The sequence below is a fragment of the Pseudomonas fluorescens group sp. PF-1 genome, assembly GCF_054481335.1.
This window is the reverse complement of sequence record NZ_JBTMNG010000002.1, coordinates 88,777-101,956: the sequence shown is the minus strand read 5'-3', so window position 1 is coordinate 101,956 and position 13,180 is coordinate 88,777. Positions and strand designations below refer to the sequence as shown.

6 protein-coding genes are annotated in these 13,180 nt (G+C 60.1%); 1 reads left to right on the top strand and 5 read right to left on the bottom strand.

Annotated elements, in window-relative coordinates:
* Positions 1 to 5 precede the first annotated feature (5 nt).
* Together ACX3YD_RS15120 and ACX3YD_RS15115 are read right to left on the bottom strand one after the other, a co-directional pair.
* On the bottom strand, positions 6 to 452 hold the full coding sequence (locus ACX3YD_RS15120) for a GNAT family N-acetyltransferase (protein WP_103402972.1): 447 nt from the start codon (positions 450 to 452) through the stop codon (positions 6 to 8).
* Between the two features lie 10 nt (positions 453 to 462).
* On the bottom strand, positions 463 to 1,086 hold the full coding sequence (locus ACX3YD_RS15115) for an FMN-binding negative transcriptional regulator (protein WP_103402971.1): 624 nt from the start codon (positions 1,084 to 1,086) through the stop codon (positions 463 to 465).
* Positions 1,087 to 1,178: 92 nt separating this feature from the next.
* Between ACX3YD_RS15115 and pdxR the strand changes: the two genes are divergently transcribed.
* Positions 1,179 to 2,732 carry a MocR-like pyridoxine biosynthesis transcription factor PdxR gene (gene pdxR / locus ACX3YD_RS15110; protein WP_458960448.1) on the top strand — a complete coding sequence of 518 codons (1,554 nt, stop codon included), beginning with the start codon at positions 1,179 to 1,181 and terminating at the stop codon, positions 2,730 to 2,732.
* 33 nt (positions 2,733 to 2,765) lie between these two features.
* Here the strand turns inward: pdxR and ACX3YD_RS15105 are convergent, their stop codons facing one another.
* From ACX3YD_RS15105 to ACX3YD_RS15095, 3 genes are all read right to left on the bottom strand, one after another.
* Complete coding sequence (locus tag ACX3YD_RS15105) at positions 2,766 to 7,310, bottom strand: hypothetical protein (RefSeq protein ID WP_458960447.1); 4,545 nt, start codon at positions 7,308 to 7,310, stop codon at positions 2,766 to 2,768.
* Entirely contained in the window at positions 7,303 to 11,916 is a 4,614-nt protein-coding gene (locus tag ACX3YD_RS15100; protein ID WP_458960446.1) for a dermonecrotic toxin domain-containing protein, read from the bottom strand. Before ACX3YD_RS15100 ends, ACX3YD_RS15105 begins: the two co-directional genes overlap by 8 nt.
* A 161-nt stretch (positions 11,917 to 12,077) precedes the next feature.
* Positions 12,078 to 13,178 carry a polyamine ABC transporter substrate-binding protein gene (locus ACX3YD_RS15095; RefSeq protein ID WP_458960445.1) on the bottom strand — a complete coding sequence of 367 codons (1,101 nt, stop codon included), beginning with the start codon at positions 13,176 to 13,178 and terminating at the stop codon, positions 12,078 to 12,080.
* Positions 13,179 to 13,180 lie beyond the last annotated feature (2 nt).

Below are 13,180 nucleotides of genomic sequence, written 5' to 3'. Positions count from 1 at the left end.
GAACCTTAAATGGCTTTGCGAAACTGGATGAAACCGGGACGTTCGGCGATGCGCTCGTAGAGCTGGATCGCGGTGGCGTTGGTTTCGTGGGTCAGCCAATGCACCTTGCAGCAACCGTCGGCCTTGGCTGTGGTGTAGACGAATTCGATCAACTGGCGGCCCACGCCCGTGCCGCGGGTTTCTGGCACTACCAGCAAATCTTGCAGGTAGCAGGAATTTTCGATGCTCCAGTTTGAACGATGGTAGATGAAATGCACCATGCCCACGGCTTTGCCGTCGGCCCAGGCCAGAGCGGCGTGGGTCGGTTCGTTTGTGGCGAGGATGCGCTGCCAGGTGCTTTGGGTGACAGCATCCGGCAATTCGGTGTTGTAGAAGCGCAGGTAGGCTTGCCATAGAGGCAACCACGCGGCGTGGTCGTCAGCGGTGACTGGGCGAATGTCGATTTGACGCATGGCGAATTCCTTAGCGCATCAATTGGGCGAGGGTTTGGTCGTTGACTTCGGGGCTGGCGGCCAGGCCTTCACGTACGCCGGCGATGTCGGCGGCGCTGCGGTTCTGGCTGAGCTTGCGCTTGCCTTCCAGACGGTCGATGGGAATGGCGAAACCGACGATGGCCTTGAGCATGCCGTCGATGTAATCGGCAGGGGCATCGGCCACTGACCACGGTTGAGTGCGGCCAGCTTCATGGCGGTCGGTGAGGGTGCTGACGATGTCCAGCAGCCGCCCGCCATCGCTGAAGGTTTCGGCTCGGCCATAGGCGTGTACGGCGACGTAGTTCCAGGTTGGCACGACTTTGCCGTGTTCGGCCTTGCTCGGGTAGAAGCCGGGGCTGACGTAGGCGTCGGCACCGGCAAAAATCAGCAAGGCTTCGGCACCGTCGCGCAGGTCTTTCCACTGCGGGTTGGCTTTGGCCAGATGCCCGTACAACGTGCCGTTCGAGCCTTGTTCGCAATGCAGCAGCACCGGCACATGACTGGCTTGCAGGCCGCCCTCGCCCTGGGTAACCAATATGGCGAGGCGGGTGGCGAGGATCAGTTCATGCAGTTGGGACAACTCGTCGATGGCAAAAGCGCGCGGCGTGTACATGGGGATATTTTCCTTGGCGAATGTCTGCATCCTAGGCAGGCTATTGGTCTGTTGTAAGAGCCATTAACGACCAATTTCATAGGTCCATTGCCATGACGGACGCGCCGCTTTCCTTGTCGTTCAATCCCGCTGGTATCGAACTCGACCGCCGCCAGGGGCTGAGCCGCCAGCTCTATCAGGCTTTGCGCCTTCGCGTCCTCGATGGACGATTGGCCAGCGGCACGCGACTGCCGGCCAGTCGTGATCTGGCCGCAGCGTTGGCGATTTCCCGTAACAGCGTGGTGCGTGCCTACGATCAGCTCTATGCCGAAGGATTTATCGAAGGGCGCGTTGGTGACGGGACCTATGTGGCTCAGTTACCGCAAACCGCAATACCGGCAAAAAAACTATCCACAAAAGTATCCACAGGGTTGTCAACAGGCTTACCCACAGCCTTATCCACAAATCGGCTGGATTTACCTGTGGTTTCATCCAGCAAAGTTATCCACAGCGATGCGTTGGAGCGCGTAAAAAAGAACCATCTGGCGATGCCGCCGAGTGGTCCGCCGCGAGCATTTCGGGTCGGTGTTCCGGCGTTCGATCTGTTTCCCTTTGAGGTCTGGGCCAAGCTGAATGCGGCTTTCTGGCGTAAACCCGATCTGCAGCAGTTGTGTTACGGCGACCCGGCAGGCGATGCCCGATTACGCGGGTTGATTGCGGCCTACTTGCGCAGTTCGCGAGGCATGCAGTGCACGGCTGAGCAAATAGTGATCACCAGTGGTGCGCAGCAGGGGATCAGCCTTTGTGCACAGTTGCTGGTGGAGCCGGGCGACGGCGTGGCGATTGAAAATCCGGGGTATCGCGCGGCGGGCCATGCGTTTGCCGTCGCCGGTGCGCGGTTGCACGGGGTCGCCGTGGACAGCGAGGGCATCGACTGCGACGAGCTGGCCATGCTCAGTGACTGCCGGCTGACCTACGTCACGCCCTCGCATCAGTACCCCACAGGGGTGGTCATGAGCCTGGCGCGTCGTCTGGAGTTGCTGGCCTGGGCCGAGCGCACGCAGGGCTGGATCGTCGAGGATGATTACGATGGCGAGTACCGCTACAGCGGCGCACCGCTGGCACCCCTGGCGGCATTGGATCGGCAAGGCCGGGTGCTTTACGTCGGCACGTTCGGCAAGGTGGCGTTCCCTGCCTTGCGTCTGGGGTATCTGGTATTGCCGACAGGGCTGGTGGATGCGTTTTCCCAGCGCCGTGCCGTTGATGTTCGCCATTCCGAAGTCAGTACCCAGGCGGTGATGGCCGAGTTCATGGCGGCGGGGCACTTCCAGCGACATATCCGCCGCATGCGCCGAGCGGCGCTGAGCCGGCGCAATACGCTGCTCAATGGTTGGCCGCTGGACATGCCCGGCGTCGGCCCGTTACCCACGGTTGCCGCCGGGCTGCACATGACCGTGCCGGTCGAGAATGTGGCGCGTGAGCAGGAACTGATCGAATGGGCACGTGGTGTCGATGTCGAGATCAATGGCCTGAGCAGTTATTGGCTGCCGGACTCCGCCACCCCGATCGATCAGCGTGCCGGGCTGGTGCTCGGCTTTGCTGCGGTGCCCGAGAAATCAATCGAAGCGGCGCTGGCGCGATTACGCACGGTGTGGCGTGCCGGCTGAAGAGGGCGGCCTGTCGGGCCGCCCACGCGCACGTCAAGGTTGCGTCTCGAGTTTGAAGAACGGGGACGGATCGCTGATGCGCCGCAGCACGTAGTCCAGTGGCGTCAGAGTGGTCAGTGCCTGGCGCCGTTCGGCCGAGAATTGCTGCAGGTGCGGTTCGGCGATTTTCAGGTGTGCGGCGGTGTATTGCTCCAGCGGCGCATCCACGGACGCATAGTGAAAATGCGCGAGCCACAGCGGCTTGTCGTGGCCGGCGATGTCCAGCACCTGGTACTCCTGAAAGTAGTCCCGGCGTTTTTTGGTCCTGATCCGGCCTTGGCCGTTCTTGACGATGCGCACCTGGTTGTTATCCAGCAGCCACTGCAAATACGCCTGTCGGGGCTGCCGATCCTTGAGCAGGCGGGCGCGGATACTGACGCCCTGAGCACGTAACCGGACGGCTGCACTCTTGAGCTCCCCGCTCAGGTTGCCCACAGGAAGCCGCGCTCCGCCCGATGCGCGTATGCGCTCCAGTGCCTGCTCGACATTGATCGCTGCCTGCTCCAGTCGTTGAGCCTGATGATCGAAAAGATCCTGCATGTCCGCTGGAATACGATTGGGCTTGAAGGCATCTTTGCGGGTTCGATCAATGAACGCCTGTACGTCCTCATTCAGGGTCAAGGCATCGTCGACTGTGTCGACGTCATCCAGCACGGGCTGTAGACCGGGGGCCGGCCTGGTGGGAAGTACTTCCCTCAGGGGCAGTTCGTCCGCTGTGGAAGCCTTGGCGGGCGCAGAGTCACGTGGTCGAGTCTTGGTGACTTTGCCAATAGGGCGGGAGGGACCGGCAACTGCGGGTTTGGGCATCACCGGAGGATCGTTTTGTCTAACCTCGGGCAGTAGCGTATTCAGTTGCGTCTGGGCCAGTTGCTTGAACTCGCCGATCAATGCGCTGACCCGTTTAAGCTCGGACGCTTCCACCTTGTCGGGGTATTCGCCGGGCAGGTCTTCGAGACGCTGATTCACATCGGCGTAGACATCGATCAGCCGGCTCAGAGTGTCGATGCGCTGTGCGGTGGCTTCACCGCTGTCCTGCGTTCTGATCAAGGCGGCATGCTGGTGGGTGGCGGTTGCGGCCTCGATAATCAACGAGCCGACCGCTTCACGCGCCGGCTCGTCGTTCTCGGAGGCGGTACCGCGCATGCACAACTCGTGGGACATGCCGATTTCGTTGGACTTCAAGTCCCACTGATTAAAAGCGGGAAGCAGCTCTCGCAGGCTTTGCGAGGTGGTCATGCCTGCGTGGCCAGCCGCCTCCAGGTTCTCAAGCGATGCCTGGGAAAGCTGCAGGCGGGCGATGATCTCCTGGCTCAATGCCAACGCCTGCCTGACTCCCTGAACATGTGCCTGCAATAAAGCGTTGGAGTCGATGACCGTGTCTTGCGCCAGCATTTCGGTGAGTTTGGCGTAGTCGTTGCGCTTGAATACGAGCCACAGGCAGATGTTCTTTTGCAGCACGATGGTCATGCGCTCTAGATTGTTGAGATAGCCTTCGGTTCCTCCTGTGAGACGCCATTGCTCGAGATTTTTCAATGCCTGATCGTATTCATCGATCAGCTTTTCCAGACGAGTGAGGTAACGCTGTGTCGCCTGCTCATGCGCGAGCCCGGTTGCGCCCAGCATTTCTGTATAGGCCTCCTTCAACTCGGCATTGTTGGCGACCTCCTGGCCTTTGAAAGTCTCCAGCGCAACGCCCAGTCGTTTCTTCTGCTGCTCCTTGGCCTTGCGTTGTGCTTTGAGCTGGCTTTGCAGACTGGTGCCCCCGGCGCCCCCGCGCAAGCGCAATCGGGTGTCGACAAACCACTGTCCTTGCGTGTTATGAATCAACAGCGGGCCGGTTTTCGAGGGGGTCTGCGGATCGACGATTTGCACCTGCTCGTTGTCGTTTTCCACGACACGGAACCAGCGCTCGCCAACCTGTGCGTAGGTGTTGCCGTCCAGGCGATACAAGGGCGCGGTATCGTGCGAGAGGGTTTCCAGCGACGGAGTCGTGAGATCGACAGTCGGCACTTTCAGGCCCTCCAGATACAGCGCCAATGCCGTGCCTGAGCGATGGGGCACTGAGCCGCCAGGCTCAAGTGACGAGTAATGGCTGGACGCAAGTTCGCCGGTCAAAGGTGTCGTCATTAACGTCACGGTGGGCATGGCAAGTGCTGTCGATGGCGTGACGCCGACCTTGAGCTGCCTGTCGTGCTCGTCCCGTGGCCCTGCCTTAAGCCTGGCCCGGCGTCGAGTGGCGGCATGTTGCGCCAGGAGCATGCCCAGGTTCAGAAGCATATCGGCGATGGCGCTCCATTGAGCATGAGCATCACCGCGATTGTGCGCGTCCAGAACTTGCTCGATTTCGCTGATGCTTTGCCAGACCCAAACCGCAGCCCCTGCCGGGCCACTGAGAAAATTCGAGGCAATGTTGAACAGCGCCCAACCGCTGTCCCGAAGCAGGGCCCAGCGTCGTTGTGCATTGGATAACGATTGGCGGTCGGCGAGTTCGGCCATGGCCAGGGCATGGTTCTTGAACAGGGTGGGGAATACATCGCCGCTCAGTTCCGTTGAAGAAAGTTCGACGGGACCGGCCCAGCCCGAGGATGTCCAGGGTTCGGAGAGCAGTTGTACGCTCAGCCACGGGTTGGGAAAGCCGATGGGAAACGTGTATTGGGCGTATTTGAAAGCGAGGGTGGAATCGGGCAGCCACGCCAGCACCGAGTCCCTCAACTCGCCTGGCTGGTGCAAGGCGTACAGCAGGTTTTGCGCTGACGGGAATTGCAGCAACGGTTGTTCGAACAGCGGGCGATAGAGCAGGCAAGGACCCTTCTCTGGCTGGCGCGCAGCGATGATGAACATATTGGCAACGGTGTCGCCGGCGGTTTCCCCGGCCCGGATGAAGGTCAGGGGACGAATGACCACCGGTTGAGCGTGACCAGGCGTCGGCTTGAGCCATTCGCGCACATAGCGACACCCCAATTCGTCTACGCCGCCAATGCGCCGGATCTTGCACTCCAGCGCAATCAGCGGCAGCAAAGCGCGCAACTGGCTGATGTAGAAGTGCTCCTGCAAGGGTGCCTGCACCGGATCGTCAATCAATTTGTCCTTGATCAGGCGCGGATACGCCTCGCCAATATCGACCTTGCTCGCGATCTTCGTCAGGTAGCCTTCATCCAGCCATTCGGGGACCGTTTGCGGCGGGTTGAATCGAAGCGTTGCCTGATACGGCGCGGAGTTTTGAACGGCGTATTCGCCGAGCGTTTCGGTATGAACATCGAGCGGGTTGGGCAGCGTCAAACCACCTGACTCGAAGCTGTTGGTGATGGTGATCTCGAGGCTATCGAGCGGCAGTCCGGTTGCGGATGGTTTGTCAGCCACGATCGCTTCGCGCATGCGCTGCTGGGCGAAGGTGGTCATGGGCGGAATCCGGAACAGTTGTTTGTCAGTCTGCCTGTACAGCTTGCCCAGCGCATTGATCGATTGGCTGTAGTGATCCAGGTCCGTCACCGAAGCACCAAAAAGCCAGTCGGGTATTGCGTCGGCCAGCTCGACGAGCGCGTTTTGCTCCTGGATATTGGCGTTTTCTACCTGAGGAGCCGAAGCCAAAGGGGTATCCAGTTCGGCGGCAAGGCCTTGAGCTGTAATCGCGGCAATGGAATCGAGTTGGTTGGCGATCAGGGCCCAGGCCATGTGGTCGAAAATATTGCCCTCCGGTTCAAACAGTTGCCATTGCAAATTTTGTCCGGGCGGCAGCTTATCGAGGCGGGCCGGCAACGAAGCACCTAACTGTTCCAGTGAATTGAAGGTTTCGTAGCCATATCCCACGGTGTACATCATGACCAGATCGCGCTCTTCATAGCGCCCTGTAATCACCGCGGCTCCCGCCAGTGTCTGGTGTCGGGTGATGCCTTGTGCGTCGAGGGTGTCACAGTCGACGAGGCTGACCTGAATAGTCGAAAACGTCGGGTCATGAGCCAGGCGCGACTGTTTATCAGGATGACGCGAGATGGCGCGAGCCACCCGACACTGATCCTTATCCCAACCGTTGACACTTTGAACATTGAGGGCTTTGCGCAAGGCTGCGGACAGCTCCAGCCAGTGCGGTGCCAGCTGCCCCTTGAGGTTCCAATAGGCCAGTTGCTGTTCGCCATAGCCAACCAGGAGCAGGGGTGAATAGTCATTGAGCAACTCGGCGATGGCTTCGATATCGATATCCAGATGCACGACAGGCGTGGCCAAGGGATTCAATGTCAGGAAGTGCTCGCCTTCGAGATAGTTGGCGCTTGTTGAGGTAGCGAACAGGTTTATCAACGTCTGGGTCAACGATTCAAACTGTGTGGGCCTCGCCTCGAGCACGCCGTCCAGGATTTGCCATTGAGGCGTGCCGATCATGGTTTGGTCGGGGTCGATATCGCGCTTGGGATACCGCGCCTTCAGCGCTTGGCGCAGTAGCAGGGCGGCGACCTCATCGACCGTGGGGCCTCTGCTGGTCTGGTGAATCACTTGGCTTTTTTTTAGCAGTGCGGGAGTTTCGGTATCTTCCGGGTGTTCAGTCATCGCCAACTTCCTTTTTGACGTTCGAGGCTTTTGAAAAGAACAGTGAATTGGCCAGCGGCGGGCTGATTTCGCTGCGATAGATGGCGATCAGCTGGCTGCTGGAAGCCGAATTCAGATCGAATGCCCCGGCCATCAGTCGTTGGTTACGCAGTTTCAGGTGGGCGGCAGTAAACGCTTCGGCGGGGCTATCGGGGCCGGCATAGTGGAAGTGGGCGTACCACAACGGTTGCCCGGTGCCTGCCTCGCGAATCTCGTATTCCTGCAGGTAATCCTTGCGCGGGCCTTTGAGTCGACGCCGTTCACCATTCGGCACGATATCGATTTCATTTTTGCCCGATAGCCATTCGACGCGAGCGGCCGTGGGCGGCTGTTGCTTGATCATCTCGACCCTGATTCGATAGCCCTCGGCATAGAGTCGATCGCGCGCTGCGCTCAATTGCGTCACCAGCGCTGTCGTGGAGGTCGTGGTATTCGAACCGGTCGGGGTCTGTTCCAGTGTCCTGGCGCTTTTGTCGAGTTGCTCGGCTTTGTGCTGGAACAACTCCTCGATTTCCACCGGTATACGGCCAGGCTTTTTGGCGCTCGTTTCGGTTTGCCGAATGAAGGTTTCCACGCTCTCGAGCAACGTCTGGCCTTGAGCAATTTGCATCTGGAGGTCAGGTACCTGGAGGGTCGGATGCCGCTTGGGTTGCACGCGCTCGACCCACACGCCAGGTGTCTTCTCGTGGAAGGTGGCGATCACTTTGCCGGTCATGGGCGATTTCACATCCAGCAGGACCGGTTGTCCCGATGCCGAGGGACGAACTTCGCCAACGACCGTGCCCTTGAAGCGCGTTTTGACGACCCGTTTGCGCGATGCCGGTGCGGGCCTTGAAGGGCCGGGACGGGGCTCCACCGGCAGTTGTTCGCGCAGCAGTTGCGCCAGATAGGCTTCGGTCTCTTGCTGGAATTCGCTGATCCGTTTACGTACGTGTTTGAACGGTTGCTCCAGAACCGCTTCCTTATGGCTGAGGCTGAAGTCTTCGAAGGATTGGTCGATGGCGGCAAACTGTTCGAGCATCCCGTTGAGGCCTTCGATGCGGTCGCCCTCAGCCCATGTACTGTCTTTGAGCATCAACTCCTGCGACGTCTGGATAACCAGGTTGGTGGTATCGAGCAGGCGTTCGAATGCTCTTCGAGCATCAGTCAACCCAGCACTGTTTCCTTCTTTCACACAGACGTCGCGAGCCAGCGAAACCTGGAGTGCCTTGAGATCGTTAAGGCTGAAAGCAGGCAATTTTGCCCGATAGGTGCTGGCCACCTCGGCAGCACTTCTGCCGAGTCGGCTCAACGCCTGGAACTGCGATTGTGCAAACTCGATTTTGCCGATCATGCCCTCGGTCAGGTCGGTCATTTTCTGGTAGGTGGCGCGATCGCCGGCACCCCCTGCCGTTTCTTCAGCCTCCAGCAGCGCCAGGGTTTCCCTCAGGGTTTGAGCGAACGTTGGACTGCGTTGGTCAAGCCACGTCTGGTTGAAGAACAGCTGAGTGCCGAGCATCTCGATCATGGATGCCCGGTAGTTGGGCACTGTTTCCAGCAGGTTCAGGGATTTCATCTGTTCGATGGGAGCGGCGTAGTCTTGGGTGCGTTGCTCGAGCTTTTCGAGGAATTGCGTTTGCGCGGTCAGCAGAGCCTCGTCGCCGACCGAATTTTTCATGGCCTTGTGGGCGTCCGTCAGCTCCTTGCGTGCCTGTTCGCGTCCGTCGCTAAACTCGGCCAATTGCCTCTTGAGTTCAGTGATGCGTGCACGGTTTTGTTGCTTCAGTGCCTTGCGTTGGCTCGACAGTCCGCCGCCCCGCAAGCGCAGGCGCGTGTCGACGAACCATTCGCCGCGGTTGTTGCGGATCAGCGCCGGACCGCTGCGCACAGGCTGCTCCCGTGAGTCGATGATCGACACGTCGCCCGTGTCCTCGACCGCGACCTCGAACCAGCGCTCGCCCACCGGTGCGTAACAGGCGTTGCCCTTTCGATAGAGGTGACGATACAGGTCGCTGTCGTTGACGGGCGCTGATAGCTCTTCGGGTGGCGTGATATTGAAGCGGTCCAGGGTTCTGGCAAGGTCCAGGGCCGTATCGGTCGCCACGGACTGGCGATGTTGTGCGGGAGGGTGTTCGCTGGGAAGGTCGGGCAACTGCACGACGGACACGGGTTGCGGGGCCGGTTTTTCCGGGGGCTCGATCGCTGTTGCTATCGGCTTTTCCTCGGCTCTGCGCACAGGCGAATTACGCGTACTGGCGTGATGGGCAAGCACCATGGCCAGGGTCAGCAACAGATCGGTCATGGCGGATGTCTGTTGCTGATCGCCACTGTCGGCAGCGTCGAGGGTTTGCTGCAAGTCATCCAGCACTTGCCAGATCCACGCGGCCGTCCCGACGGTGCGACCGAGAAAGGGCAGTGCGGCATTGAGCAGCGTCCAGGCTACGCGTTTGAAAGTCTCCCAGCGATATTGCGCATTGGACAACGATTGCCGTTGTGCCATTTCAACCAGCGCATTGACGTTGGCCTTGTACAAGGTGGCCAGGTAAACGCCGCTGAGGACCCGCTGGCCAAGGGTGACCGGGCCGCTCATTTGCAGGGAGGTCAACGGGTCGGCCAGCTGTTGGGAAATGCTCCAGACCGAAGGTCGGTCGCCGGTGAACGCATAGTTGGCGTAGTTGGCGCGGGCGTCGTCCGGCAGCCAGGCGAGTACCGATTGGCGCAACATCGGCGAGTGTTTGATGGCGTAGATCAGGTTGGCCGGCGTCGGGTACTGGCTCAACGGTTGCTCAAGCATTGGCCGGTAAAGCAGGCATGGTCCCTTGTCCATCTGCCGGGGGCCGATCACGAACATGTTGGTCACTTCATCGGTGGCGCCCCCGACGCGCCAGCCAGGCGTGAAGGCCAGTGGGCGAATCACGATCTCCTGGCCATCCACCCAGCGATTGGCGTCGAGCACCTGGACCACCGCGGCGACATAGCGATAACCGGTTTCATCGATGCCGTTCTGCCTGCGAATCTTCAGCTGCAAGGCCAGCAGCGGCAACTCGACGCGCAAATGACTGGTGAACAGATTCTGCCGTCGCAGGCTGTCAACGGGATCGACGAGCAGCTTGCTTTTGATCAGCGCCGGGTAGTTCTGGCCGATGTCGATGCGAGTGATCAGCGCCTCCAGATAGCTTGGCGTCATCCATTGCGGCAGCGCGGCGGCGCTGGAACTGCGCACGGATTTGTTGCCCTGGGGCAGGGCAATCAGGTTTTGCAGTGCCAGGTCGACCAGGCTCAGTGTCGTGCGCTCGGGCTCCACCAACGGCACAAAGCTGCCCCAGACCACCACGCTGTCGACCACGATCTCGATGTCCGCCAGGTTCAGTCCTGCCGCATCGGCATGATCTTTGAGCATGGCCTCGCGCAGTTGATCCAGCGCAAATTGGCGGATCGGCTTGAGCCCGTCCTGAAAGGACTTCCCGGCGTTCTGATTACGCACGGTCACCAGGTCCATCAGATGCCGACTGTAGGCGGTGAGATCAGTGGGAGAAGCATCGGCCATCCAGTCAGGCAGCGACTGCTCGACCTGATTGAATCGCGAGGATGACTGCTTGTCCGTCGGGTCCAGCTCACGGGTGGTGCGGCTGACGTGGGGCGCCAAGTCTGGATTGCTTGCAGCGGGTTCGTTGGCCAGCGCACCGATGGCGTCGGCTTGCAGGGCGATGAGGTTGCACGCCAGGCGGTCGAAATAATTGCCCTGGGGTTCGATCAGGCGCCAATGCAGCACGTTGCCCGGTGCTTGCCCATCGACGTCCGCCACCAACGACGCGCCCAGTTCCTCCAGGGAGTCGAACGTCTGGAAGCCACGGGGGATGGTGTGAGTGATCACCAGGGTTCGAGTGCCCAGGGTTCCGATCAGGACTGCCATGTCGAGGATGTTGACGTGCGTCGAGGCAGCACCGCTCATGACGTCCAGGTCGATCAGGCAGGCGCGTGACTGATAGGGGTCATGGGAACGGCGTACGCTTTTTTCCGGGTAGGCGAACAGTTTGCCGGCCATCGCGTGTTGGTCGCTGTCCCAGTCCGGGTTGGCCTTGATGTTCCATAGATCGCGCAAGGATTTGGACAGCGCCTGCCAGCGCGGAGTCGACGCGCGGGTGTACTGGTTCCAGTAATCGACCTGCTGTTCTTGAAACGCGACAAACAGCAACGGCGCCAGCTCATTGAGCAGGCGCCCGATGGCCTCAATGCTGACGGGCAGTTGTACTGGCGTCTGCTCCTGAGGCTGCAGCGTGAGGTAGTGTTCACCGTCGAGGTAGATCACTGGCGTGCCCGCTACACCATGGTGCACCAGCGTGTCGGTCAGCGATTTGAAGTGCCGTGGCCCGGGTTCGACGCGCCCATTGTGATAGGCCCAGGTTGGCATCACCACCATGGCCAGGCGCGGATCGATATGTAGATTCGGGTACAGCGCTTTCAGGGCAGGCTGCAGCGCGTGGGTGGCGACTTCCCTGATCGAGGGGCCGGTGACCAATTGGGTGAGCAGGGCATTCTGGTCGGAGGAAAGGCCGGGTAAAACGGGAGGGCTGGTGGCGTCGGTCATGGTCACATCCTTTGTGTGGTTAGCGGGCACCGCAGAACATTCGGTGCGCGAAGCGTTGCAAGGTAGTGACGGGCCGATGGGCGATGGCGGTAAATAAATATCGCGGGCAAAAAAAGACCCGCGCATGCGCGGGTCCGGGGAAGCGGTTGAAGCGATACGGGTCAGGTGCCTGACTTGATTTTTGTCCAGGCCCGGGTCCGCGCACGTTCGGCATCGCGAGGCAGCGGTTGCAGGGTATAGAGCGTGCCCATCGCCGTTTCGGTCGGGTACAGGTTCGGGTTATTGCGGATCGCCGGGTCGACCAGCTCGGTGGCGTCCTTGTTCGGATTCGGGTAGCCGACGAAGTCGCTGACCGGCGCAATCACCTGCGGTTGCAGCAGGTAGTTGATGAAGGTGTAGGCGTCTTCCGGGTTCTTCGCACCCTTCGGAATGGCGAGCATGTCGAACCAGATCGGCGCGCCTTCTTTTGGCAGGCGCATGTCGACGACGACACCATTCTTGGCTTCCTTGGCGCGGTTGGCGGCCTGGGAAAAACTGCCGGAATAGCCCACGGCGACGCAGATGTCACCGTTGGCGATATCAGCCATGTACTTCGATGAGTGGAAGTAGGTGATATACGGGCGAATCTTCATCAGCAGCGCTTCAGCCTTGTCGTAGTCCGCAGGCTTTTTGCTGTTGGGGTCCAGGCCGAGGTGTTGCAGGGCCAGGGGCAGTATCTCCGATGGCGAGTCGAGCAGGGCGACGCCGCACTGCTTGAGCTTGCTGATGTTCTCTTCCTTGAAGATCAAGTCCCAGCTGTCGACCGGCGCGTTATCACCCAGTACTGACTTGACCTTGGCCGGGTTGAAGCCGATCAGGATGGTGCCGTACATGTAAGGCACCGCGAATTTGTTGCCCGGGTCGTTGGCTTCGATCAGCTTCATCAGCTTGGGATCGAGGTGGTTCCAGTTCGGCAGTTTGCTGCGGTCCAGCGGCTGGAACACGCCAGCCTCGATCTGCTTGGCGAGAAACACGTTGGACGGCACCACCACGTCGTAGCCGGAGTTGCCGGTCAGCAGCTTGGCTTCAAGGGCTTCGTTGGTGTCGAAGATGTCATAGACCAGTTTGGTCTGGGTGTTCTGCGCCTTGAAATCTTCGAGGGCTTTGGGGGTGATGTAGTCGAACCAGTTGTAGACGCGCAACGTTCGCTCTTCGGCGTGCACGGCGCCACTGAGCACCAGGGCACTCAGGGCCGGCACGATAAAACGCTTGAGCCTTTTCATTG

Bases quoted from the DNA above. Each gene is read 5' to 3' on its own strand.
- ACX3YD_RS15115 (WP_103402971.1), bottom strand. From the start codon at position 1,086: ATGTACACGCCGCGCGCTTTTGCCATCGACGAGTTGTCCCAACTGCAT.
- ACX3YD_RS15120 (WP_103402972.1), bottom strand. From the start codon at position 452: ATGCGTCAAATCGACATTCGCCCAGTCACCGCTGACGACCACGCCGCG.
- ACX3YD_RS15100 (WP_458960446.1), bottom strand. From the start codon at position 11,916: ATGACCGACGCCACCAGCCCTCCCGTTTTACCCGGCCTTTCCTCCGAC.
- pdxR (WP_458960448.1), top strand. From the start codon at position 1,179: ATGACGGACGCGCCGCTTTCCTTGTCGTTCAATCCCGCTGGTATCGAA.
- ACX3YD_RS15105 (WP_458960447.1), bottom strand. From the start codon at position 7,310: ATGACTGAACACCCGGAAGATACCGAAACTCCCGCACTGCTAAAAAAA.
- ACX3YD_RS15095 (WP_458960445.1), bottom strand. From the start codon at position 13,178: ATGAAAAGGCTCAAGCGTTTTATCGTGCCGGCCCTGAGTGCCCTGGTG.